We start from the raw sequence: 25,259 nt of genomic DNA, 5'->3' as shown, positions 1-25,259 counted from the left end.
GCGCACTTTTTTCTTTCTTTTCGAATACACGGAACCCGCAAAACTCCATCATGGACCCTTCCCCTGGCTTGACCCTCGCAACAATATTCGCCGACTTCGGCATGATTCTTTTTGCTCTGATCCTGGTTTTGCTCAACGGCTTTTTCGTTGCGGCAGAGTTTGCCATGGTCAAATTGCGCTCGACCCGTGTCGAAGCCATCGCTGAAAAACACGGTTGGCGCGGGCATATCCTGCGTACCGTGCACAGTCAGCTCGACGCTTATCTCTCGGCTTGCCAATTGGGTATCACCCTCGCCTCGCTGGGCCTGGGCTGGGTCGGCGAACCTGCGTTCGCGCACCTTCTGGCCCCCGTGCTGAGCGCCGTAGGCGTGGATTCCGCCGAGGTGGTGAAGGCCGTTTCGTTCTTCACAGCCTTCTTCATCATTTCGTACCTGCACATCGTGGTCGGTGAACTGGCCCCGAAATCCTGGGCCATCCGCAAACCCGAGCTGTTGTCGCTCTGGACAGCGGTACCGCTGTACTTGTTCTACTGGGCCATGTACCCGGCCATCTACCTGCTCAACGCCAGCGCCAACCAGATCCTGCGCATTGCCGGCCAGGGTGAACCCGGCCCGCATCACGAGCACCATTACAGCCGTGAAGAATTGAAGCTGATCCTGCATTCCAGCCGTGGCCAGGACCCTAGCGACCAAGGCATGCGCGTATTGGCCTCGGCGGTGGAAATGGGCGAGCTGGAAGTGGTGGACTGGGCCAACTCCCGGGAAGACCTGGTGACACTGGAGTTCAACGCGCCGCTCAAGGAAATTCTGGCGATGTTCCGTCGCCACAAGTTCAGCCGCTACCCGGTGTACGACAGCGAGCGCCAGGAGTTCGTCGGCCTGTTGCACATCAAGGATTTGTTGCTTGAATTGGCCGCGCTGGATCACATTCCCGAGTCGTTCAACCTCGCCGAACTGACCCGCCCGCTGGAGCGTGTGTCTCGCCACATGCCGCTGTCGCAACTGCTGGAACAGTTCCGCAAGGGCGGCTCGCATTTCGCGCTGGTCGAGGAAGCCGACGGCAACATCATCGGCTACCTGACCATGGAAGACGTGCTGGAAGTGTTGGTGGGCGACATTCAGGACGAACACCGCAAGGCTGAACGCGGGATCCTTGCGTATCAACCGGGCAAATTGCTGGTGCGGGGCGACACGCCGCTGTTCAAGGTCGAACGCCTGCTGGGCATTGACCTGGACCACATCGAAGCGGAAACCCTCGCCGGGCTGGTCTACGAAACCCTGAAACGGGTGCCGGAAGAGGAAGAAGTGCTGGAAGTCGAAGGCTTGCGGATCATCATCAAGAAGATGAAGGGGCCGAAGATCATTTTGGCGAAAGTATTGATGCTCGATTAATAGACCGATGAGGGCTTTTGTGGCGAGGGGGCTTGCCCCCGTTGGACGGCGAAGCCGTCCCCCAAAGAGCCTGATCGCGATAGATCAAAAATAACCGGGTTTCGAGGTTTCAGGGCTGCTCTGCAGCCCAACGGGGGCAAGCCCCCTCGCCACAAAAGCCCTCGTCACATTAGATATCCATCGTCTTCACTGCTTGCCCAACGCAAAGTTGGGCAACGCCCCTACCGGTTGGTTGAACTGGTACGGAATCGATACCAGCCCCAACCCAGTATTGCGCTGCACCACGAAGTGCAGGTGCGGGCCGCTGCTGTTGCCGGTATTACCGGACAGCGCCAGCGCACTGCCCACCACCACGCGCTGACCTTCCCGTACACTGACCGAACCTTTCTTGAGGTGCAGGTACACGCCCATGGTCCCGTCCTCGTGCAATACCCGCACGAAGTTGCCCGACGGATCGTTGCCGCGCCCGGTCTGGCCATTCTCGGTTTTCACCACCATGCCGCCGCGCGCCGCGATGATCGGCGTGCCTTCGGGCATGGCGATGTCCATCGCATAACGATTCTTCGGCCCGTAGTGGCTGTATTGGCCATTGGCGCCCTGACTCAGCCGGAACGGCCCGCCACGCCAGGGCAACGGATAACGATAGGCCATGGCAGCCCCTGCAGGGTCGCCCAGTGAATATTCGAACTTCGGGGTATACGCCAGCGGCCTTCCGGCCTTCGTCGCCTTGAGCAGCGCCAGACGAATGCTGCTGCGTGCCGGCATGACCCGACGAATCGGCCGGCTCGGTGCGCCGCTGACATTATTGAGCCCGGAAAAACTCAGCTCGATCTCGACCGGCGCATACAAGTCGTTGCGCACGAACACGCTGTCCATGCCCTTCTGCTTCTTGATATCGAGATACACCTGCCGCTCGAGGCGCTCGACCATCCGGTCGCGAAAAACGAACACCTTCGCACCTTTGCTGGGGCGGTCGCTGTAAGAGACCACGCCACTGGCGTCGGTGGAGCGGTAAATCGTCATGGCCACAGCCGAGGTGGAGGCCATGATCAGACCACAGAAAAACAGCAGGCGCGCGAACATGGGCAAGATTCTGTCGAGTAAGGCCTGGAAAGAGCCTAGCAGCTGAAATGGACCAGCGTAGTCAACAGATGTTTCAAATGATCGTTCCCACGCTCTGCGTGGAAATGCAGCAAGGGACGCTCTGCGTCCCATTTGAAGCGGACGCGGAGCGTCCGAGGAGGCATTCCCACGCGGAGCGTGGGAACGATCAGCGGTACACGTTACGCGCCCGGCACGAAATGCTTCTGCGCGGTGCCACGGGCGATCAGGCGGGAGATGTAGTCGAGCTTCTGCGCATCCTGGTCGACAAAGCGGAAGGTCAGTTGCAGCCACTCGCTGTCCGGTTTCGGCTCGAAGGCGACGATGGCGTGCAGGTAGCCGTTGAGCCGAGCGATTTCAGCGTTGTCGCCCTGCTCCAGGTCGAGTACGGCACTGTCGAGGACTTGCGGCAGGGTGTCGGTGCGTTTCACCACCAGCAGCGCTTCCTTGATGCTCAAGGCCTTGATCACGCATTGCTGGGTGCCGCTCGGCATGCGCAGTTGGCCTTGGCCACGACCACCGGCCGCTGCAGCGGAGGCAGCCGGCGCCTTCACCGGCGGGCTGTTAAGCAGGCCACGGGACGGCGCGGCAGCCGGGGCGGGCGCGGCGGCGGCAGGTTTGGCGAAGGAGTTGACCGGTGCCGCCGATGGCGCGGTGATCGCTGCCTTGCCGCCGGTGAGTGCACTAAGGGAGTCGTTGCCGAATGCCGAGTTCATTTTGGTCGGCGCGCTGTTCATCAAGGTGTCGAGCTTGCCGACCTTGTTCAGTGCCTGCTTGACCTTGGTCAGCAGTTGCTCGTTGGTGAACGGCTTGCTGACATAGCCCGAAACCCCGGCCTGAATCGCCTGGACGACGTTCTCTTTGTCGCCACGGCTGGTGACCATCACGAACGGCATGGTCTTGAGGTTGTCCTGCTCACGGCACCAGGTCAGCAGTTCCAGACCGGACATTTCCGGCATTTCCCAGTCGCACAGAACCAGGTCGAATGCTTCTTTGGCCAGCATGGCCTGGGCCTTTTTGCCGTTGACGGCATCTTCGGTCCGGATCCCCGGGAAGTAGTTACGCAAGCACTTCTTCACCAGGTCACGAATGAACGACGCATCGTCTACGACCAACACACTGATCTTGCTCATCCAACACCCCTTTATAAATCCCGGCAAGCATAACGCTGGCTGATGGCACTTTGCCAAAACTCTTCAGTCACGCCGGGACTTTTCGTTCGCGGGTGCTGCTCTTCAATTCAAAAGCCACACAAACAAAAACGCCCGGCCAAAGGGCCGGGCGCTTTTCTTGGGCAATCTTACTTATCGTCAGCTTTGCCCGGAACATTAGCGGTTTCGGCACTTGTGCCTTCAACTTCTTCCTTCATGCGCTTGAGGCCCAGATGACGCACGTCGGTACCGCGCACCAGGTAAATCACCAGTTCCGAGATGTTGCGCGCGTGGTCACCGATTCTCTCCAGCGAACGCAGCACCCAGATAATGCTCAACACCCGCGAGATAGAGCGCGGGTCTTCCATCATGTAGGTGGCCAGTTCGCGCAGCGCGGTCTTGTATTCGCGGTCGATGATTTTGTCGTACTGCGCCACCGACAAGGCCAGGTCGGCGTCGAAGCGGGCAAATGCGTCCAGCGCATCGCGAACCATGTTGCGGACCTGGTCACCGATGTGGCGAACCTCGACGTAACCGCGTGGCGCTTCGCCTTCTTCGCACAACTGAATGGCACGGCGGGCGATTTTGGTGGCTTCGTCGCCGATGCGCTCAAGGTCGATCACCGATTTGGAGATACTGATGATCAGACGCAAGTCCGACGCCGCCGGTTGGCGACGGGCCAGAATGCGCAGGCATTCTTCGTCGATGTTGCGTTCCATCTGATTGATCTGGTCGTCGATCTCACGCACTTGCTGGGCCAGGCCGGAGTCGGCCTCGATCAGCGCGGTGACCGCGTCGTTGACCTGCTTCTCGACCAGCCCGCCCATGGCCAGGAGATGGCTGCGCACCTCTTCCAGCTCGGCGTTGAACTGTGCGGAAATGTGGTGAGTAAGGCCTTCTTTACTAATCATCTTGTTCGCTCCGCGAAAGTTGCAAGCTTCAAGCCGCAAGCTTCAAGCAGTTATGTATAAGTCCTGAAATCGCACCGCTTCTTTCTGGCCGCTTGCAGCTTGGCGCCTGCGGCTGTACGGCTAGCCGTACCGTCCTGTGATGTAGTCTTCGGTCTGCTTCTTCGCCGGATTGGTGAACAGCGTGTCGGTGTCGCCGAACTCCACCAGCTTGCCCATGTACATGAACGCCGTGTAGTCGGAAACCCGCGCGGCCTGTTGCATGTTGTGGGTCACGATAACAATGGTGAACTTGGATTTCAGTTCGTAGATCAGCTCTTCGACTTTCAGCGTGGAGATCGGGTCGAGTGCCGAGCAGGGTTCGTCCAGCAGCAGTACTTCCGGCTCCACGGCGATGGTGCGGGCAATCACCAGACGTTGCTGCTGACCACCGGACAGGCCGAGTGCCGACTCGTGCAGACGGTCTTTGACCTCATCCCACAGCGCCGCGCCTTTCAACGCCCATTCAACGGCTTCGTCGAGGATGCGTTTCTTGTTGATGCCCTGGATGCGCAGACCGTAAACCACGTTCTCGTAGATGGTTTTCGGGAACGGGTTAGGCTTCTGAAACACCATGCCGACCCGGCGACGCAACTCGGCCACATCCTCGCCCTTGCGGTAGATGTTGTTGCCGTAGAGGTTGATGGCGCCGTCGACGCGGCAGCCATCCACCAGGTCGTTCATACGGTTGAAGGTACGCAGCAGCGTGGACTTGCCGCAGCCGGACGGACCGATGAAGGCAGTCACGCGCTGTTTCGGGATGTTCATGCTGACATCGAACAACGCCTGTTTGTCGCCATAGAACAGGCTCAGGCCCGGCACTTCAATGGCCACGGTTTCCTGTTCCAGGCTCAGGCTCTGTTTGTCGCGGCCCAGGGCCGACATGTTGATGCCGTGAGTGTGTGCTTCGTGTTGCATGGGGTCTCACTCCGTTCGTAGCTGCAAGCTTCAAGCTGCAAGCTGCAAGTTTTGAGCAAAAGCGGCGAGCAGCATTTTCTTGCCGCTTGTAGCTTGCCGCTTGTGGCTTATCAATTAGCTATCCAGCGCTTTGTATTTTTCGCGCAGATGGTTACGGATATAAACCGCCGACAAGTTGAGCGTGGCGATCACCAGTACCAGCAGCAAAGCGGTGGCGTATACCAGCGGTCGCGCGGCTTCGACGTTCGGGCTCTGGAAGCCGACGTCATAAATGTGGAAGCCCAAGTGCATGATCTTCTGGTCCAGGTGCAAGTACGGATAGTTGCCATCCAGCGGCAGCGATGGCGCCAGTTTCACCACACCCACCAGCATCAGCGGCGCCACTTCACCGGCGGCACGGGCCACCGCGAGGATCATCCCGGTCATCATCGCCGGGCTGGCCATTGGCAGGACGATCTTCCACAAGGTTTCCGCCTTGGTGGCGCCGAGGGCCAACGAACCTTCGCGCACGGTGCGAGGAATCCGCGCCAGGCCTTCTTCGGTAGCCACGATCACCACCGGCACGGCCAGCAGGGCCAGGGTCAGCGAGGCCCAGAGCAGGCCCGGCGTACCGAAAGTCGGCGCCGGCAGTGCTTCGGGGAAGAACAACCGGTCGACCGAACCGCCGAGCACGTAGACGAAGAAGCCCAGACCGAACACGCCGTAAACGATGGCCGGAACCCCCGCCAGGTTATTTACCGCGATGCGGATCAGCCGGGTCATCGGCCCCTGACGTGCATATTCACGCAGGTAGACCGCCGCCAGCACCCCGAATGGTGTCACGATCATCGCCATGATCAAGGTCATCATCACGGTGCCGAAAATCGCCGGGAAAATCCCGCCCTCGGTGTTGGCTTCACGGGGGTCATCGCTGAGGAATTCCCAGACCTTGCTGAAGTAGAAGCCGATCTTGGTGAAGGTGCCCATGGCGTTCGGCTGGTAGGCGTGAACCACTTTGCCAATGCCGATTTCGACTTCTTTGCCGTTGGCATCGCGAGCGGTCAGGCTGTCGCGGTTGAACTGAGCGTGCAGATCATTCAGGCGCGCTTCGATGTCCTGGTAGCGCGCATTGAGCTCGGCGCGCTCGGCCTCCAGATCCGCTTGCGCGGCTGCGTCGAGACGGCCCTCCAATTCCAGTTTGCGACCGTGCAGACGCACCCGCTCGAGACCGGCGTTGATCGCGCCGATGTCGACCTTTTCCAGGGTCTTGAGCTGTGCGGCGAGCTGGTTGACGCGATCCACGCGCGCCTGCAACTCAGGCCATGCGGCCTCGCCTTCAGCGATGACCTTGCCATCTTGTTTGACGTTGACCAGGTAACCGTAGAAGTTGCCCCACTCGCGACGCTCGATGGCCATCAGCTCGGGTGGCGTCTTCTGGTTGGTCAGCCACTCGCCGACAATCCAGGTGAAGTCAGTGCCGTTCAGGTCACGGTTGCCGACCTTGATCAGCTCGCGAGTCATGAACTCCGGGCCCTGATCGGGCACCGGCAGGCCAGCGCTTTTCAGGCGCTCACGTGGCACTTCTTCCTTCTGCACCACTTCGCCGATAACGAGGTGATTGGCTTGGCCCGGCACGTCGTAACTGGCGTGGATCAGGTCCGCCGGCCAGAAGTGACCCAGGCCGCGCACGGCAATCACTGCCAGCAAGCCAATGGTCATGATGACCGCGATGGACACCGCGCCACCGCTGATCCAGACGCCAGGGGCGCCGCTCTTGAACCATCCTTTCAGGGAGTTCTGTTTCACAGACTTCTACCTTTCTTAAAGCGACGAGTATTTCTTGCGCAGACGCTGACGAATCAGTTCCGCGAGGGTGTTCATGATGAAGGTGAACAACAACAGCACCAGCGCCGAGAGGAACAGCACGCGGTAGTGGCTGCCGCCGACTTCCGACTCAGGCATCTCCACCGCAACGTTGGCCGCCAGGGTGCGCAGGCCTTCGAACAGGTTCATCTCCATGACCGGAGTGTTGCCGGTGGCCATCAGCACAATCATGGTTTCACCCACCGCACGGCCCATGCCGATCATCAGCGCCGAGAAGATGCCCGGGCTGGCGGTGAGGATCACCACGCGCGTCATGGTCTGCCACGGCGTGGCGCCGAGGGCCAGAGAACCGAGGGTCAAACCGCGAGGCACGCTGAACACGGCGTCTTCGGCGATGGAGTAGATGTTCGGAATCACCGCAAAGCCCATGGCCAGGCCGACCACCAGAGCGTTGCGTTGGTCGTAGGTGATGCCCAGGTCGTGGGAGATCCACATGCGCATGTCGCCGCCGAAGAACCAGGTTTCCATGTACGGGCTCATGTACAGCGACAGCCAGCCCACGAACAGGATCACCGGAATCAGGATCGCGCTTTCCCAGCCGTCCGGCACCCGCAGGCGCAGCGATTCAGGCAGGCGGCTGAAAGTGAAACCGGCGACCAGGATGCCGATCGGCATCAACAGCAGCAGGCTGAAAATGCCCGGCAAATGTCCTTCCACATACGGAGCGAGGAACAGGCCGGCGAAGAAACCGAGGATTACCGTCGGCATCGCTTCCATCAGCTCGATCACCGGTTTGACCTTGCGGCGCATGCCCGGGGCCATGAAGTACGCGGTGTAGATTGCGGCGGCAACAGCCAGTGGCGCGGCCAGCAGCATGGCGTAGAACGCAGCTTTCAAGGTGCCGAACGTCAGCGGCGAGAGGCTCAGCTTGGGTTCGAAGTCAGTATTGGCCGCGGTCGATTGCCAGACGTACTTAGGCTCGTCGTAGTTCTCGTACCAGACCTTGCTCCACAACGCGCTCCACGACACTTCCGGGTGCGGGTTGTCGAGCAGCAGCGGTTGAAGCTTGCCGCCCTGCTCCACGATCACGCGGTTGGCCCGTGGCGACAGGCCGAAAAGACCTTGGCCATCGACCACCTGATCCACCAGCAACGTGCGGTGAGCGGTGCTGTGGAACACGCCCAGTTTGCCGGACGCATCCAGGGCAACGAAGCCTTTGCGACGCTCTTCAGCGGTGATTTCAATGATCGGCGCCGTGCCCATCTGGAAGGTGCGGATCTGCTTGAAGCGCTGCTCGCCATCCGGGTCTCGAGCCATGAACCATTGGGCCAGACCACCCTTGGAGTCACCGACGATCAGCGAGATGCCGCCCAGCAATTGGGTAATAGCGGTGACTTCGGTATTGCCGTCTTCAAGCAATTTGTAGCGCCCGTTAAGGCTCTTGTCGCGCAGGCTGAAAACGTCGGCCTGAGCGCGACCATTGACCACGTACAACCACTGCTGACGCGGGTCGATGAAGATGTTCTTCACCGGCTCGGTCATTTGCGGCAGCTCAACGCGCTTCTGCTCGTTGGTGACTTCGCCGGTCATCATGTTTTCTTCGCTGGTCAGCGACAGGACATGCAACTGCGCGGCCGTAGAGCCGGCCAGTAGCAGAGTCGAATCGGCAGCATTGAGGCTGACGTGTTCCAGAGCGCCGCCCGCCTCGTTCAACACGATTGGCGTTTCGCCGTACGGGTATTCGATGGCCGGCGAGATGGTCTTCTTGCCTTCCGGGTAGCTGACTTTATAGGTGTGACGGAACACCAGCGCCTGACCGTTGGACAAACCCAACGCCACCAACGGCTGGCCAGGCTGATCTTCACCGATGGACGTCACGCGGGTGCCGGCCGGAATCGGCAGGTCGACGCGGCGCAGCTCAGTGCCCGTGTCGACATCAAAGAACAATGCCTGGCCCTTGTCGGAAACCCGCATGGCGACCTGGTTCTGTTCTTCGAGGGAAATCATCAGCGGCTTGCCGGCATCTTGCATCCAGGCGGGCGTGATGGCGTCTTTGGCGGTCAGGTCGGCCCCCTGGAACAGCGGCGCGACGACGTAACCGAGGAAGAAAAAGATCAAGGTGATCGCGCCGAGAACGGCGAGGCCGCCCACGAGGACGTACCAACGGGTCAGGCGATCTTTCAGCGCACGAATACGGCGCTTGCGTTGCAGCTCAGGCGTATTGAAGTCAATTCGCTTGGGGGGATTTGTAGTCATGGTGGAATTGGCCAGATCATTCATGCGCACACCCTAGCGATCCTGTATGACAGAAAGATGACAATGCAGTGACGCAACAAATCCGCCGCCGGGAGAAACCGGCAGCGGAGTGAAAATTTGGGGGTGTAGGAACTGTCGAAAAACCGAGGCTGCGATCTTTTGATCTTGCAATTGGAAAGCCAGATCAAAAGATCGCAGCCTCGGTTCCCTCGACAGCTCCTACACAGGTCCGGGTTTAGCCCGGACCTAGGGTTTTACTTTTTTGCGACGTTGCCGCCTTCTTGCAGACCCAGGTCAGCCAGTGCTTTTGCAGCAACCTTGGCTGGCACCGGGATGTAGCCGTCTTTCACAACCACTTCCTGACCCTGTTTGGACAGAATCAGCTTCACGAACTCAGCTTCCAGCGGGGCCAGAGGCTTGTTCGGGGCCTTGTTGACGTACACGTAGAGGAAACGCGACAGCGGATACTTGCCGTTCAGGGCGTTTTCTTCAGTGTCTTCAACGAAATCGGTGCTGCCTTTCTTGGCCAGGGCCACGGTTTTCACGCTGGCGGTCTTGTAGCCGATGCCCGAGTAGCCCACGCCGTTCAGCGAAGAGCTGATCGATTGCACGACCGAAGCCGAGCCTGGTTGTTCATTGACGTTTGGCTTGAAGTCGCCTTTGCACAGGGCTTCTTCCTTGAAGTAGCCATAAGTACCGGATACCGAGTTACGACCGAACAGTTGCACCGGCTTGTTGGCCAGATCGCCGGTCACACCCAGATCGCCCCAGGTTTTCACATCGGTTTTACCGCCGCACAGACGCGTCGAGGAGAAGATCGCATCGACCTGTTCCATGGTCAGGTGCTGGATCGGGTTGTCCTTGTGTACGAACACCGCCAAGGCATCCACAGCAACCGGAATAGCGGTTGGCTTGTAGCCGTACTTGGTTTCGAAGGCTTGCAGTTCGTTGTCCTTCATCTTGCGGCTCATCGGGCCCAGGTTAGCGGTGCCTTCAGTCAACGCAGGTGGCGCGGTAGAAGAACCGGCAGCCTGAATCTGGATGTTTACGTTCGGGTATTCTTTTTTGTAGTTCTCAGCCCACAGGGTCATGAGGTTGGCCAGGGTATCGGAGCCGACGCTGGACAGGTTGCCCGACACACCAGTGGTCTTGGTGTAGCTCGGGATAGCAGGGTCAACAGCGGCAACCGCGTTGGCAGTCGCAACGCCAGCAGCGACAAAAGTCATTGCCGCCATCAAACGCTTCAGTTTCATGCCTTACTCCTAGCAGATAGGTGTGTTAAGTCGGGGCCAAGTATCAGCAGGCCGTGTGAACACTCTATGGCTGAAATATGACAATTGGATGAAAGGCCAGCATTTGCCTTTTTTGCAGGCAGACCGCGTTATCGTTCTTCGCGGGCAAGCCTCGTTCCTACAGGATTAGTGTCATTTCAAAATTGGCGCATGACCTGTAGGAGCGAGGCTTGCCCGCGAAGACGTCGGTCGGCTTAGCGACCCTTCTTCCAGAGATACGCCCCCACCAGAATCCCGACGCCACACAGAACCGCCACATAATAGGCAGGCCCCATCGGGCTTTCCTTGAGCAGCAGGCTGACGATCATCGGCGTGAGGCCACCGAAAATGGCGTAGGCGACGTTGTAGGAAAACGACAGGCCGCTGAAGCGCACCACGGGCGGGAATGCCTTGACCATGACATACGGGACCGCACCAATGGTGCCCACCAGCAGGCCTGTCAGGGCGTACATCGGGAACAGCCAGTCGGGATGCTCAGCCAGGCTGTGGTAGAAGGTCCAGGAGCTGGCGAGCAACGCAGCGCAGCCGAACACGAATACGCGTCCCGCACCGAAACGATCCGCCAGGGCGCCGGCAATGATGCAGCCGATGCTCAGCAGCACAATCGCCACGCTGTTGGACTGCAGGGCAGTGGTTGGCGCGAAGTGATAGACCGTTTGCAATACGGTCGGGGTCATCAGAATCAGCACCACAATGGCGGCGGACAGCAGCCAGGTCAGCAGCATGGAAATCAGAATCGCACCGCGATGGTCGCGCAACACGGCGCGCAGCGGTACTTCCTCGGCCAGGGCTTTGCGCAATTGCAGCTCGGCAAACACCGGGGTTTCGTGGAGCCAACGACGCAGGTAGACCGAGAACAGGCCAAACACGCCGCCCAGCAGGAACGGGATTCGCCAGGCGTAATCCGACACTTCCACCGGCGTATAGATGCTATTGATTGCGGTCGCGACCAACGAGCCCAAAAGAATACCGGCGGTCAGACCGCTGGTCAGCGTGCCGCAGGCATAACCGATGTGACGCTGCGGCACGTGCTCGGAAACGAATACCCAGGCCCCCGGCACTTCACCGCCAATCGCCGCGCCCTGGATGACCCGCATCAGCAGCAACAGGATCGGCGCCCACATACCTATTTGCGCGTAAGTGGGCAGCAAGCCCATGATCAGGGTCGGGACTGCCATCATGAAAATGCTCAAAGTGAACATCTTCTTGCGTCCCAGCAGATCACCGAAGTGCGCCATGACGATGCCGCCCAATGGCCGCGCCAGGTAGCCGGCGGCGAAGATGCCGAATGTCTGCATCAAGCGCAGCCACTCGGGCATGTCGGCGGGAAAGAACAGTTTGCCGACCACTGTGGCAAAGAACACAAAGATGATGAAGTCGTAAAACTCCAGCGCTCCGCCCAGGGCAGACAGCGATAACGTCTTATAGTCGTTGCGGGTCAACGGGCGTGCGGATTGGCTGGGCTGCGCGATGCTCGAGGGCGCTGTGGTCATGGCAAGGGCTTCTCTTATAGTCGGATCTGCAACCTCGACAACGCTGGCAGAGGCTTGGGCAGGTTCGGCACGATAGCAAATTGTTCAAAAAAGCACATAGAAGCGCGTATTTGACGGTCAAAATGAGAACCGGATGGTCGTCTCGGAGTCTACCGATCGATATACTCGCAACATTGCAACGGTTTGTAAGGGTTGCTGTGCGAAACCGTCGTTGGCACCTGTCAGCCGATTTCGCAGAGTTTCCCTTTAGGCGCCTTAAGAAAAACGTGACGAACGCAGTATGTTCGGGGCTGAATCGTTTTTCCAAGGCTCCAGTGCGCAGGCACTTGCGCGCGGAGCCGTAAGACGGCTATTCAACCTGAAGTACCAATGAAGAGTCACGGGTCAGAGGCACCCCCGGCATGATAGAGCTCGAACAAGAAGATCCAATCCCGCAAGGCGACCTGGCCCTGCAAATCACCGCGCTTCCGCGCGAAACCAACGGCTTTGGCGATATTTTCGGCGGCTGGCTGGTGGCGCAGATGGATTTGGCTGGCACCGCAATGGCCAGCAAGGTGGCGGGTGGTCGCGTGGCCACCGTGGCAATCGATCGCATGGCGTTTCTGGTGCCGGTAGCGGTGGGCGCGCAGCTGTCCTTCTATACCCAGGCCCTGGAAATCGGCCGTAGCTCGATCCAGATGATGGTTGAAGTCTGGAGCGATGACCCACTGTCCAGCGAATGGCGTAAAGTGACCGAAGCCGTGTTCGTGTTCGTCGCCATCGACGGTAGCGGCCGCACTCGCTCGGTTCCGCCTCGGGCCCGTTAAACCGGAGCTTGTAAAAACGGCGCGTTAAACCCCGCGACCGTTTTGCGGTCCATTGAGTCATTGTTCCTGATTGAGAGTTGTCCCATGAGCACGCCCAACGTTGAAGCCGTGAAACTGGATGAACTGAACTGCTGGCGCATCCGCCACGGTCAGGCCGAATTGCTGGTGGCCCAACAAGGTGCGCACATTCTCAGTTATCAAGTGGACGGCCAGCCGCCGCTGATCTGGCTGAACGACAAGGCTGTGTTCAAGGCTGGCAAAAGCATCCGCGCCGGCGTGCCGGTGTGCTGGCCGTGGTTCGGCAACCTGGCGCGCAACCCGCAGAGTGTCCAGGCCATGCGCGTCAGCCAGGAACCGCCGACCGCCCATGGTCTGGTGCGGGCGATGGACTGGGAGCTGCTCGGCATCGAAACCGAGGGCGAAAGCCTGAAGGCGGAATTCAATCTGCCCTACCCCGAAGGCGGCCTGCCAGGCTGGCCACATCAGGTGGACTTGAAGTTGAGCATTCGTCTGGATGAGCAGTTGCACATCAGCCTGACGAGCCAGAACAAGGGCGCTGAACACGTCACCATCAGCCAGGCCCTGCATAGCTATTTCGCGGTCAGCGATGTGCGCAACGTGCATGTCGAAGGGCTGGATGGCTTGAGCTATATCGAAACCCTGGACGACTGGAAAACCGTCACCCAGACCGGTGATTTGCGTTTTAACGGTGAAACCGACCGCATCTATCTCAATACCCCGCCAACGCTGAGTATCGTTGACCCGCATTGGGAACGACGCATCGAACTGACCAGCAGCGGTTCGCGTTCGGCAGTGATCTGGAACCCCTGGATCGATCGCGCGGCAGCGTTCAGCGATATGGCTGACGATGGCTGGCAGCGCATGCTGTGCATTGAAACGGCCAATGTGATGGACGATGTGGTGACGCTGGCACCGGGGGCGAGTCATACCCTGGGCGTCAGTATCGGCACCAAACCGCTCTAGCCATACCGCAATACAAAATGTGGGAGCCAGCCTGCTGGCGATAGCGGTCCGTCAGCTACTTTCAAGTTGACTGACACGACGCCATCGCCAGCAGGCTGGCTCCCACAGTTATTTTCGTTGGCTGCTAGAGATCAGACTCCTGCACCACCCGCACCTGCGCTGCATCCAGAGCATACGCCGCATCCGCCAGGTCATTGTTGACCGTCTCGATCTTCAACGTGCCGGTCACCCACAGCGGCGTGTAGATATCGTTCAGCTTCAAGCCTTTTGGATAACGCACCAGCACCAGTTGGTTTGGCGGCGGTGGTGGCACGTGGATGCAAGCGCCTGGATAGGGCACGAGGAAGAACAACGTGCTGTGGCCCTTGGTGTCGGATTCCAACGGTACCGGATAACCGCCAATGCGAATGTGCTTGTCGTTCATCGACGGCACGGTTTTGGTCGAGTACATCACCGCCGGCAAGCCCTTGCTCTGCTTCATGCCACCCTTTTGGGTAAAGGTGCCGTTGGCTTCCGGTGAGTTGTGATCGATTTCGGGCATGGCCTCGAGGGCCTTCTGGTCCGACTTGGGCATCAGTTCAAGCCAGTCGGTTTCCGGCAGTTCGCCGGCATGGACCAAACCACTGCCCAGGAAGAGAAGAGTCAACAGAAGACGGCGCATGAAAGGGCTCGGCAAAAGAAAGGACGGGGTAGCGCGAGCATTCTAGCCCTCTGCGGCGATGGCGCGCAGAGGGCTTTATCACTTCAATGAGTTCTTTTTTTGATCAGGCCGTAGATCACCAGCAAAACCACCGCGCCCACCAGCGCACCGATGAAACCTGCGCCTTCGCCAGCGCGGTAAATGCCTAGGGCCTGGCCGCCGTAAGTAGCCGCCAGCGAACCGCCGATACCGAGCAGGATGGTCATGATCCAGCCCATGCTGTCATCGCCCGGTTTCAAAAACCGAGCCAGCAGGCCGACAATCAAACCAATAAAGATGGTTCCGATAATTCCCATGGCATTTCCCTCTGAATGATTTGGATATGCCGAAAGCCTAGACAGACTTTTGCATCCTGCCATCAGAGAACGGCGGCCCCTGAAGGTTCCGCCGCCGTCACATGAAACTATTCGGCGATGAGCGCTTCGACTTTGAGGATCTGCGCAGCCAACGCCTCGCGGTCTGCACAGCGCAGAGTGGCGTGACCGACCTTGCGACCGACCTTGAAAGCCTTGCCGTAGTGATGCAAATGGCAATCGTCGATCGCCATCACTTTTTCTACTGGTGGCACCACACCGATGAAGTTGAGCATCGCGCTCTCACCCACCTTGGCCGTCGAACCCAGCGGCAGACCGGCAACGGCCCGCAGGTGGTTTTCGAACTGGCTGCACTCGGCGCCTTCGGTGGTCCAGTGCCCGGAGTTGTGTACGCGCGGGGCGATTTCGTTGGCCTTGAGGCCACCGTCGACTTCGAAGAACTCGAACGCCATCACGCCGACGTACTCCAGCTGCTTGAGTACGCGACTGGAGTAATCTTCAGCCAACGCTTGCAGCGGGTGATCGGTGCTGGCCACGGACAGCTTGAGAATGCCGCTGTCGTGGGTGTTGTGAACCAGTGGGTAGAACCTGGTTTCGCCATCGCGAGCGCGCACTGCGATCAGCGAGACTTCGCCAGTGAACGGCACAAAACCTTCCAGCAGGCAGCCAACGCTGCCCAGCTCGGCGAAGGTGCCGACCACGTCTTCAGGCTTGCGCAGGACTTTCTGGCCCTTGCCGTCGTAACCCAGGGTGCGGGTTTTCAGCACGGCGGGCAGACCGATCGAAGCCACGGCGGCGTCCAGGTCGGCTTGCGACTGGATGTCGGCGAACGCGGGGGTCGGAATCCCCAGGTCCTTGAACATGCTCTTTTCGAACCAGCGGTCACGTGCGATGCGCAGGGCTTCGGCGCTTGGGTAAACCGGAACGAATTGCGACAGGAATGCCACGGTTTCGGCCGGCACGCTTTCGAACTCGAAGGTCACCAGGTCGACTTCATCGGCCAATTGACGCAGGTGATCCTGATCGCCGTAATCGGCACGCAGGTGTTCGCCCAACGCGGCTGCGCAAGCATCTGGCGCCGGGTCGAGGAAAGCGAAATTCATGCCCAGCGGAGTGCCCGCCAGCGCCAACATGCGGCCTAACTGGCCGCCACCGATTACACCGATTTTCATCGTCAACAACCTCAGGCGATGCGTGGGTCTGGATTGTCCAGGACGCTGTCTGTCTGCTCAGCGCGGAATTTCTTCAACACGGTATGAAATTGCGGATGCCTGGCGCCCAGGATGCTCGCCGAGAGCAATGCTGCGTTGATCGCGCCGGCTTTGCCGATGGCCAGGGTGGCAACCGGAATGCCTGCTGGCATTTGCACGATGGACAGCAGCGAATCGACGCCCGAGAGCATCGACGACTGTACGGGGACGCCCAGCACCGGCAGGTGGGTCTTGGCCGCACACATGCCTGGCAGGTGGGCCGCGCCGCCGGCACCGGCGATGATCACCTCGATGCCACGGGCCTCGGCCTCTTCGGCATACTGGAACAGCAGGTCCGGGGTGCGGTGGGCGGAGACCACTTTCACCTCGTAAGGGATGCCGAGCTTTTCCAGCATATCGGCGGTGTGGCTAAGGGTGGACCAATCGGACTTGGAGCCCATGATCACGCCAACCAGTGCACTCATCGTCGTGCCTCTTCTCTCTGGGCGCCCGCGGGCGCGTCAAAAAACAACAAGCCACGCAGAAATGCGTGGCTTGATTGTACGAAAAATGGCCGGACGAACCGGCCGAAGGCCGCGCAGTATACCTCAATGAAGCAGATAAACAGCCCCCGATGCGACCATCTGTCATACGGCGCAACGTGCCGGTTTTATTGACCTCAAGGTCAATCAAATCCACCACAAATCCCTGTGGGAGCTGGCTCGCCTGCGATGAGGCCGGTATAGCAAACAATGATGCTGCCTGACACGCCGCAATCGCGGGCAAGCCCGCTCCCACAGGGTTCTTCGTTGTATTCAAGAACCGGTGGTGGTTTGGGCCGCGCCACCTTCAAGCTTGCGCCAGAGCAACCGCACATTGGCCTTGCGCACCAAAGCGCAGCGGTACAGACGGATCTCCAGTGGCACGTGCCATTGCGGGCCACCGCAGACGACTAACTCACCGCGAGCCAGTTCGGCGCGCACGCTCAGTTGCGGTACCCAGGCGATGCCCAACCCCTCCAGCGCCATGCTTTTCAGGCTGTCGGCCATGGCGGTTTCGTAAATAGTGGTAAACCTGAGGGCGCGCTGGCGCAACAGCATGTTGACCGAGCGCCCGAGAAACGCACCGGCGCTGTAAGCCAACAGTGGCACGCTGGTTTCGCCTTCCAGGTCGAACAACGGCTTGCCGTCGGCATCGGCGGCGCAGACCGGGAGCATTTCGGTATCTCCCAGATGCAGCGAGGGGAAAATCTCCGGGTCCATTTGCATCGCCGAGTCCGGGTCATAGAACGCCAACATCAAATCGCAGCCGCCTTCACGCAATGCATGCACCGCATCGCCAACGTTAGTGGCCACCAGTCGCGTGGCGATGTTCAGCCCCTCGTTACGCAACTGCGCGATCCAGCGCGGGAAGAAACCCAGCGCCAGGGAGTGAGCGGCGGCAACCTGCATCACTTCGCCCTGCCCGCCTTCCAGGTGATGAAGGTGGCGCAGCACTTCACCCAGCTGTTCGACCACGGTTCGCGCGGTAACCAGAAACAGCTGCCCCGCCGCTGTCAGCTCGACCGGCGTGCGGGAGCGATTCACCAGGGTCAGCCCCAGCGCGGCTTCGAGGCTGCGGATTCGGCGACTGAACGCCGGCTGGGTCACGAAGCGTCTTTCTGCCGCTTGGGAAAAACTGCGGGTGGCGGCCAGAGCGCTAAAGTCCTCGAGCCATTTACTTTCCAGATTCATCACACCCTCCGCACACGCACCAAATTGGGTCACACGCTCGCCGCACACGCGGCGTCACACGGGCATTATGCCGAATGTGCATAGGCTAGTGTTTAACAGCATTGGCCCAAAATTCATCACAAGCCTAGCATTTGCAGTGTTCCGGCACAGACCGGGTCCATATCGAGATGATTTCTATCATGTCCTCCGCTGCATCTTTCCGCACAGAAAAAGACCTGCTTGGCGTACTCGAAGTACCTGCTCAAGCGTATTACGGCATCCAGACCCTGCGAGCGGTGAACAATTTCCGCCTCTCTGGCGTTCCGATTTCGCATTACCCGAAACTGGTTGTCGGTCTGGCAATGGTCAAGCAGGCCGCCGCTGACGCCAACCGCGAGTTGGGTCACCTGAGCGAAGCCAAGCACGCTGCTATCAGCGAAGCCTGTGCCCGATTGATCCGCGGTGATTTCCACGAAGAATTCGTGGTGGACATGATTCAAGGCGGCGCTGGCACTTCGACCAACATGAATGCCAACGAAGTCATCGCCAACATCGCGCTGGAGGCCATGGGCCACAGCAAAGGCGAATACCAGTACCTGCACCCGAACAACGACGTCAACATGGCGCAGTCGACCAACGACGCCTACCCGACCGCAATCCGCCTAGGCCTGCTGCTGGGTCACGACGCGCTGCTGGCCAGCCTCGACAGCCTGATCCAGTCGTTTGCCGCCAAAGGTGAAGAGTTCAGCCACGTTTTGAAGATGGGTCGTACCCAGCTGCAAGACGCCGTGCCAATGACCCTGGGCCAGGAATTCCGCGCCTTCGCCACCACATTGGGCGAAGACCTTGCACGCCTGAAGACCCTGGCGCCAGAGCTGCTGACCGAAGTGAACCTGGGCGGCACCGCAATCGGCACCGGCATCAACGCCGACCCGCGCTACCAGCACCTGGCCGTGCAACGCCTGGCGACCATCAGCGGTCACCCACTGGTTCCAGCCGCCGACCTGATCGAAGCCACCTCCGACATGGGCGCCTTCGTGCTGTTCTCCGGCATGCTCAAGCGCACCGCGGTCAAGCTGTCGAAGATCTGCAACGACCTGCGTCTGCTGTCCAGCGGCCCGCGCACCGGCATCAACGAAATCAATCTGCCAGCGCGTCAGCCAGGCAGCTCGATCATGCCAGGCAAGGTCAACCCGGTTATCCCGGAAGCCGTGAACCAGGTCGCGTTCCAGATCATCGGCAACGACCTGGCCTTGACCATCGCAGCCGAAGGCGGCCAGTTGCAACTGAACGTGATGGAGCCGCTGATCGCCTTCAAGATCTTCGACTCGATCCGCCTGCTGCAGCGCGCCATGGACATGCTGCGCGAGCACTGCATCGTCGGCATCACTGCCAACGAAGAGCGCTGCCGTGAACTGGTCGAACACTCGATCGGCCTGGTCACCGCGCTGAACCCGTACATCGGCTATGAAAACGCCACCCGCATTGCCCGTATCGCGCTTGAAAGCGGCCGCGGCGTGCTGGAACTGGTGCGCGAAGAAGGCTTGCTCGACGAAGAAATGCTCGCCGACATCCTGCGCCCGGAAAACATGATTGCTCCGCGTCTGGTGCCTTTGAAGGCTTAACCGAACGCAGGCTCTTTTGAAGAGCACGCTCACCAGGTCGAGGGACTAGACACCTCTCACCTTTTGAGGGCTTGGGGACTTACTCCCTCAAGCCCTTTTTTTTAACTCTTTGGCAGGAAAAACGTCTTTTGTGGGAGCGAGCCTGTTCGCGATAAACGATAACGCGGTGCCTTTGACTGGACCGCAGCGCCTGCATCGCGAGCAGGCTCGCTCCCCCATGAGCCTGACTCGAAAAGTCGGGTATTTAAAAGCTTCGTTTCGTCGCTTGCACCACAATCGTGCAGACGGACGGCACTCTCCTAGGTATAGTGCCGGCCCTCTTCGCGTGAGCGGTCGTCGGTAACGAGGCCCAAACCCATGCGAAACCCGAACTAATAACAACCCGCGATATGGAACCGGAACGAACCTCGATCCACCTGTTATGCCATGCGAAAGCCGGTGTAACTCGATGTGTCCGGCCATCCAGTATTTGCACACACAAAAAATAGCGAGGAATAATCCATGCTCGAAGTCATCAACGACTTCCTCTCAGGGAAAGTACTGATCGTGCTCATTGTCGGGCTCGGTAGCTACTTCACGATCCGCTCGCGTTTCGTTCAGTTCCGCCATTTCTTCCACATGTTCGCGGTGTTCCGCGATAGCCTCAAAAGCAGCGCTGGCCAGCTCAGCTCGTTCCAGGCCCTGATGCTCAGCCTCGCCGGTCGCGTCGGTGCCGGTAACATCGCCGGTGTCGGCATCGCTGTGACCCTCGGTGGCCCCGGTGCCGTGTTCTGGATGTGGGTAACCGCGCTGGTCGGCATGTCCAGCAGCTTCTTCGAATGCTCCCTCGGCCAGCTCTACAAGCGCTGCGACTCCGAAGGCCAGTTCCGTGGCGGCCCGTCCTTTTACATTCAGCACGGCCTGCAGAAACGCTGGCTGGGCATGATCATGGCGTTCCTGCTGTTGATCACCTTCGGCTTTGCCTTCAACGGCCTGCAAGCCCACGCCGTGACCCACTCGCTGAACAACGCCTTCGGCTTCGACACCACTTACACCGGGCTGGCACTGGCGGTATTGCTGGGCCTGGTGTTCATCGGCGGTATCAAGCGGATCGCCAAAGTCGCTGACCTGCTGGTACCGGTGAAAACCCTGGCGTACATCGGCGTGACCCTCTACGTGATCGTGCTGCAGTTCGACCACGTTCCGGGCATGTTGATGACCATCGTCAAAAGCGCCTTCGGTCTGGACCAGGCGTTCGGCGGCCTGATCGGCAGCGCCATCGTCATGGGCGTGAAGCGCGGCGTGTTCGCCAACGAAGCGGGCCTGGGCAGTGCGCCGAACGTGGCCGCTGTGGCCTCGGTCGAGCACCCGGTGTCCCAAGGCGTGGTTCAGGCATTCAGCGTGTTCCTCGACACCTTCGTGATCTGCACCTGCACCGCGTTGCTGATCCTGCTGTCGGGCTTCTACACCCCGGGCTTCGAAGGTGACGGCATTGCCCTGACCCAGAACTCCCTGGCCGCCGTGGTCGGTGACTGGGGCCGGATCTTCATTTCGGTGGCCCTGTCGTTGTTCGTGTTCACCTCGATCCTCTACAACTATTACCTGGGCGAGAACAACCTGCGCTTCATGATGGGTGAAAACCGCAAGGCGCTGATCGGCTATCGCACGCTGGTACTGGTATTGATTTTCTGGGGTGCCATTGAAAACCTCGGCACCGTGTTCGCCTTCGCCGACATCACCATGACGATGCTGGCGTTCGTGAACCTGATTGCGCTGTTCCTGCTGTTCAAGGTCGGCATGCGCATCCTGCGTGACTACGATGACCAGCGCGCTGCCGGCATCAAGACCCCGGTGTTCGATTCGAGCAAATTCCCGGATCTGGACCTGGACCTGAAAGCCTGGCCAGCCAATCCGACAGCCGCCACTCCTACGGCGGCAGCAGAGCCGCAAGGCGTGACCGCAGCGCAACGCTGATCGGTAAAAAACCGGGCGCATCCTCTGCGCCCGGCGTGACACAGCTTGCGACCGGCGTCATGCTCGGTCGCAAGTTGTGGCAGCTTTTTCGAGGCTGCCATTCTGGTTCGAGCTTGAGACCCCATCGCTGCCACCGCGAGCAGGCTCGCTCCCCTATCGTTTTTGGAGAACCTCCATGAATTCCTCGACTTTTCCCGCTGCCCGGCACGTCATGGTGCTCTACACCGGCGGCACCATCGGCATGCAAGCCAGTGCCCACGGCTTGGCCCCGGCGTCCGGTTTCGAAGCGCGGATGCGCGAGTATCTGCACAGCCAGCCTGAACAGGTAGTGCCTCAGTGGCGCTTTCGCGAAATGTCGCCGCTGATCGACAGCGCCAATATGACGCCCGCCTACTGGCAGCAACTGCGTGAAGCGGTGGTCGATGCTGTTGATGTCCAGGGCTGCGACAGCGTGTTGATCCTGCATGGCACCGATACCCTGGCCTACAGCGCCGCCGCCATGAGCTTTCAGCTGCTCGGCCTGCATGCCCGCGTGGTGTTCACCGGCTCCATGTTGCCGGCCGGCGTGACCGACAGTGATGCCTGGGAAAACCTCAGCGGTGCGTTGGTTGCTTTGGGCCAGGGCCTGGCGCCGGGCGTTCATCTGTACTTCCATGGTGAACTGCTCGACCCGACCCGTTGCGCCAAGGTTCGCAGTTTCGGTCGTCATCCGTTCAAGCGGCTGGAGCGTCAGGGCGGCGGCGTGAAAGCGACTTGCGTACCGGCGCAGCTCAATTACAACCAGCCTAAACAGCTGGCGAAGGTCGCGGTGCTGCCGCTGTTCCCGGGCATCGGTGCCGATCAACTGGATGGCGTGCTCAACAGCGGTATTCAGGGGCTGGTGCTGGAATGTTATGGCAGCGGTACCGGGCCAAGCGACAACCCGGACTTTCTCGTCAGCCTGGAGCGGGCGCGGGACCGAGGCGTGGTGGTGGTCGCGGTGACGCAATGTCATGAAGGCGGCGTGCAGCTCGACGTTTACGAGGCGGGCAGCCGCTTGCGTGACGCCGGTGTGTTGTCCGGTGGCGGCATGACTCGCGAGGCGGCGTTTGGCAAGTTGCATGGGCTGTTGGGGGCAGGGCTTGAAACTGCAGAAGTTCGGCGGCTGGTCGAGCTCGACCTGTGCGGCGAACTGAGCTGACACAACACAAAACCCTGTAGAAGCGAGGTTTGCCCGCGAAGCTTTTGGCGCACTTGAGGACGCCTTCGCGGGCAAGCCTCGCTCCTACAGGGGCCATCAGGCATGTAACTTGCTCCCCTTCCGGCACGCCCAACGCTGGAAGCACCCATGCTCCACTCCCATCTCACCACCCTCAATGCCGTCTCCCTGGTGCTTGACACCTTCAAGGCCGAAGGTCTGTCCAGCGAAGCATTATTGGCCGGCAGTGGTATCAGCGCGGCGGATCTGAGCCGGGCGGATACGCGCATCACCACCAACCAGGAGATGCTGGTTTGCGCCAACGCCGTCGCGTTACGCCGCGATATCGGCCTGGAACTGGGCCGGCGGATGCATGTTTCGTCCTACGGCATGCTCGGGTATGCCTTACTCACCAGCGCCACTTTAGGTGACGCTTTGCGGTTGGCGCTGCACTATCCGGCGCTATTGGGAACACTGTTCGAATTGAGCCTGGTGGAAGACGACGAGCGCATCTGGCTCACCGCCGGCGACTATCGGGAAAATCCGGCATTGGCGCCGTTCAATGTCGAGTTTTGCCTGGTCTCGATGAAAGTCACCTGCGAAGACTTGCTCGGCCACGCTCTGCCCTTGCTTGGTGCCCGCTTCGAATACCCGGCGCCGGATTATCAGGCGCGCTATGCCGAGCGTTTCGACTGCCCTTTGCAGTTCGATGCCGTGTCCAATGCCTTTGCTTTCGACAAACGCTGGCTTGAACAACCTCTGCCTCTGGCCGACGCCATTACCCATCAGGCCATGGCCGAGCGTTGTCGCAAACAAAACACTGAGTTCACCGGGCGTCAGGCCTGGCTCGGGCGCATCCGCCAACTCCTCGCTTCGCAGCTCAACGCAGCCCCGGGCCTGGATGGGCTGGCCGAACAGATGAATTGCTCGGCGCGCACGCTGCGCCGACATCTGAAAGACCTTGGCTGCAGTTATCAGGAACTGCTCGATGAATTGCGCTTCGAGCAGGCCAAGCGAATGCTCTGCGAAGATCATCTGCCGATCTATCGGATAGCCGAGGCGCTGGGGTTCAGCGAGACCGCAAGTTTCCGCCATGCGTTTGTGCGCTGGAGCGGCGTGGCGCCGAGTCAGTTCCGGCCACACCGATAATCCCTGTGGGAGCGGGCTTGCCCGCGAAGAGGCCAGTACATTCGACGCATCTCCATTGACTGGACCATCGCTTTCGCGGGCAAGCCTCGCTCCTACAGGGGGCGGATGCGTCATCCTGGGGCACCGGTGTGCCATCAGGGGGCGAATTTCGGTCAAATCTTTTGGCCATATCGATCCCCTTTTGGCCTTTCCTGCCGTTCTCCCAAACGCCGCCCGCCGCAAAACTGTGTGCAACCGAATCAGCCTGCGGAGAACAAGAATGCTGACGATCTACTCACACGATCACCACCTGCATCACGGCCGTTGCGAATTGATGGACGGGCAATTGATGCCCTGCTTCGAAATGCCCTCGCGGGCCGACCATGTGCTGGCACGGGTACAGTCCCGCGATCTGGGCCCGATCGCGGCGCCGCAGGATTTTGGTCTCGAGCCGATCGCGCGCATCCATAGCCGCGACTACCTCGATTTCTTCAAAGGGGCCTGGGCACGCTGGACCGAGTTCAACACCGACGGCGATTTGCTGCCCTACACCTGGCCGGCCCGCACCTTGCGCCGGATCATGCCCACCAGCCTGCACGGTCAGCTCGGCTATTACAGCTTCGACGGCGGCGCACCGATTACCGCCGGCACCTGGCAAGCGGCGTATAGCGCGGCGCAAGTGGCGCTCACAGCCCAAGCGGAGATCCAGCGCGGTGCTCACACTGCCTTCGCCTTGTGCCGTCCACCGGGGCACCATGCCGCCAGCGATTTGATGGGCGGTTATTGCTACCTCAACAACGCCGCCATCGCCGCCCAGGCATTCCTCGATCAAGGCCACAAAAAGGTCGCGATCCTCGACGTCGATTACCACCATGGCAACGGCACCCAATCGATCTTCTACGAGCGCAGCGACGTGCTGTTTACCTCGATCCACGGCCATCCGGAAGCCGAGTTTCCGTTCTTCCTCGGTTACGAAGACGAACACGGTGAAGGACCGGGCGAAGGGTTCAACTTCAACTACCCTTTGCCCGCCGGTTCAGGCTGGGACCGTTGGAGCGCAGCGCTGGAACAGGCCTGCAAAGAGATTGAAAAGTACGGTGCCGACATCATCGTCGTGTCCTTGGGCGTCGATACGTTCAAGGACGACCCGATCTCCCAGTTCAAACTCGACAGCCCGGATTACCTGGCGATGGGCGCGCGCATCGCGGGCCTCGGCAAGCCGACGCTGTTCGTGATGGAAGGCGGTTACGCGGTGGAAGAAATCGGCATCAATGCCGTGAACGTTCTCGAAGGTTTTGAAAGCGCCCAATGAGGAATC

Annotated in this window: 21 protein-coding genes; 8 read left to right on the top strand and 13 right to left on the bottom strand. The window is 60.0% G+C overall.

The features are described from left to right. The first annotated feature begins 50 nt into the window (after positions 1-50). On the top strand, positions 51-1,391 hold the full coding sequence (locus BZL43_RS14050) for a hemolysin family protein (RefSeq protein ID WP_095632861.1): 1,341 nt from the start codon (positions 51-53) through the stop codon (positions 1,389-1,391). 186 nt (positions 1,392-1,577) lie between these two features. Here the strand turns inward: BZL43_RS14050 and BZL43_RS14045 are convergent, their stop codons facing one another. From BZL43_RS14045 to BZL43_RS14010, 8 genes are all read right to left on the bottom strand, one after another. Then, positions 1,578-2,474, bottom strand: coding sequence for a peptidoglycan DD-metalloendopeptidase family protein (locus BZL43_RS14045; RefSeq protein ID WP_095632860.1), 897 nt, complete (start codon positions 2,472-2,474; stop codon positions 1,578-1,580). A 200-nt stretch (positions 2,475-2,674) separates the two neighbouring features. Further along, entirely contained in the window at positions 2,675-3,625 is a 951-nt protein-coding gene (locus tag BZL43_RS14040) for a response regulator (RefSeq protein WP_095632859.1), read from the bottom strand. 167 nt (positions 3,626-3,792) lie between these two features. Beyond that, the gene (phoU, locus tag BZL43_RS14035; protein WP_007896483.1) at positions 3,793-4,554 is read right to left on the bottom strand and encodes a phosphate signaling complex protein PhoU; all 762 of its coding nucleotides are present in this window, start codon (positions 4,552-4,554) and stop codon (positions 3,793-3,795) included. A gap of 120 nt (positions 4,555-4,674) precedes the next feature. Next, a complete protein-coding gene (pstB, locus tag BZL43_RS14030) occupies positions 4,675-5,508 on the bottom strand; it encodes a phosphate ABC transporter ATP-binding protein PstB (protein ID WP_095052363.1) in 834 nt (277 codons plus the stop codon). A 114-nt stretch (positions 5,509-5,622) separates the two neighbouring features. Next, the gene (pstA, locus tag BZL43_RS14025) at positions 5,623-7,293 is read right to left on the bottom strand and encodes a phosphate ABC transporter permease PstA (RefSeq protein WP_095632858.1); all 1,671 of its coding nucleotides are present in this window, start codon (positions 7,291-7,293) and stop codon (positions 5,623-5,625) included. 15 nt (positions 7,294-7,308) lie between these two features. Further along, complete coding sequence (locus tag BZL43_RS14020; protein WP_177409332.1) at positions 7,309-9,342, bottom strand: ABC transporter permease subunit; 2,034 nt, start codon at positions 9,340-9,342, stop codon at positions 7,309-7,311. 479 nt (positions 9,343-9,821) lie between these two features. Next, positions 9,822-10,820 (bottom strand): phosphate ABC transporter substrate-binding protein PstS, encoded by a 999-nt coding sequence (locus tag BZL43_RS14015; protein WP_095632856.1) that lies wholly within the window; start codon positions 10,818-10,820, stop codon positions 9,822-9,824. Between the two features lie 233 nt (positions 10,821-11,053). Next, the gene (locus tag BZL43_RS14010; RefSeq protein ID WP_095632855.1) at positions 11,054-12,352 is read right to left on the bottom strand and encodes an MFS transporter; all 1,299 of its coding nucleotides are present in this window, start codon (positions 12,350-12,352) and stop codon (positions 11,054-11,056) included. Positions 12,353-12,753: 401 nt separating this feature from the next. Between BZL43_RS14010 and BZL43_RS14005 the strand changes: the two genes are divergently transcribed. Together BZL43_RS14005 and BZL43_RS14000 are read left to right on the top strand one after the other, a co-directional pair. After that, entirely contained in the window at positions 12,754-13,158 is a 405-nt protein-coding gene (locus BZL43_RS14005; RefSeq protein WP_007896491.1) for an acyl-CoA thioesterase, read from the top strand. 84 nt (positions 13,159-13,242) lie between these two features. Further along, positions 13,243-14,142 (top strand): D-hexose-6-phosphate mutarotase, encoded by a 900-nt coding sequence (locus BZL43_RS14000; protein ID WP_095632854.1) that lies wholly within the window; start codon positions 13,243-13,245, stop codon positions 14,140-14,142. Positions 14,143-14,266: 124 nt separating this feature from the next. On the opposite strand, the gene BZL43_RS13995 is transcribed toward BZL43_RS14000, so the two are convergent. The 5 genes from BZL43_RS13995 to BZL43_RS13975 form a co-directional block, all read right to left on the bottom strand. After that, positions 14,267-14,803 carry a DUF3299 domain-containing protein gene (locus BZL43_RS13995; RefSeq protein ID WP_095632853.1) on the bottom strand — a complete coding sequence of 179 codons (537 nt, stop codon included), beginning with the start codon at positions 14,801-14,803 and terminating at the stop codon, positions 14,267-14,269. Between the two features lie 83 nt (positions 14,804-14,886). Further along, entirely contained in the window at positions 14,887-15,138 is a 252-nt protein-coding gene (locus BZL43_RS13990) for a GlsB/YeaQ/YmgE family stress response membrane protein (RefSeq protein ID WP_095632852.1), read from the bottom strand. Between the two features lie 107 nt (positions 15,139-15,245). Then, complete coding sequence (locus tag BZL43_RS13985) at positions 15,246-16,328, bottom strand: 5-(carboxyamino)imidazole ribonucleotide synthase (protein WP_095632851.1); 1,083 nt, start codon at positions 16,326-16,328, stop codon at positions 15,246-15,248. Between the two features lie 11 nt (positions 16,329-16,339). After that, positions 16,340-16,831 (bottom strand): 5-(carboxyamino)imidazole ribonucleotide mutase, encoded by a 492-nt coding sequence (purE, locus tag BZL43_RS13980; RefSeq protein ID WP_095632850.1) that lies wholly within the window; start codon positions 16,829-16,831, stop codon positions 16,340-16,342. Between the two features lie 330 nt (positions 16,832-17,161). After that, entirely contained in the window at positions 17,162-18,079 is a 918-nt protein-coding gene (locus BZL43_RS13975; protein ID WP_095632849.1) for a LysR substrate-binding domain-containing protein, read from the bottom strand. Positions 18,080-18,258: 179 nt separating this feature from the next. Between BZL43_RS13975 and aspA the strand changes: the two genes are divergently transcribed. The 5 genes from aspA to BZL43_RS13950 all read left to right on the top strand — a co-directional run bounded on the left by aspA (position 18,259) and on the right by BZL43_RS13950 (position 25,253). Then, entirely contained in the window at positions 18,259-19,683 is a 1,425-nt protein-coding gene (gene aspA, locus BZL43_RS13970; RefSeq protein ID WP_095632848.1) for an aspartate ammonia-lyase, read from the top strand. Between the two features lie 501 nt (positions 19,684-20,184). Then, positions 20,185-21,636, top strand: a complete 1,452-nt coding sequence (locus BZL43_RS13965) for a sodium:alanine symporter family protein (RefSeq protein WP_095632847.1) — start codon at positions 20,185-20,187, stop codon at positions 21,634-21,636. A 175-nt stretch (positions 21,637-21,811) separates the two neighbouring features. Continuing rightward, positions 21,812-22,816 carry an asparaginase gene (locus BZL43_RS13960; protein WP_095632846.1) on the top strand — a complete coding sequence of 335 codons (1,005 nt, stop codon included), beginning with the start codon at positions 21,812-21,814 and terminating at the stop codon, positions 22,814-22,816. Positions 22,817-22,963: 147 nt separating this feature from the next. Next, on the top strand, positions 22,964-23,962 hold the full coding sequence (locus BZL43_RS13955; RefSeq protein ID WP_095632845.1) for an AraC family transcriptional regulator: 999 nt from the start codon (positions 22,964-22,966) through the stop codon (positions 23,960-23,962). 259 nt (positions 23,963-24,221) lie between these two features. Further along, entirely contained in the window at positions 24,222-25,253 is a 1,032-nt protein-coding gene (locus BZL43_RS13950) for a histone deacetylase family protein (protein ID WP_095632844.1), read from the top strand. Positions 25,254-25,259: the final 6 nt, after the last annotated feature.

Origin of the sequence: Pseudomonas sp. PICF141 (assembly GCF_002286815.1) — a bacterium.
Taxonomy (GTDB): domain Bacteria; phylum Pseudomonadota; class Gammaproteobacteria; order Pseudomonadales; family Pseudomonadaceae; genus Aquipseudomonas.
The sequence above is the reverse complement of the archived record's forward strand: the minus strand, read 5'-3'. Positions and strand labels throughout refer to the sequence as shown.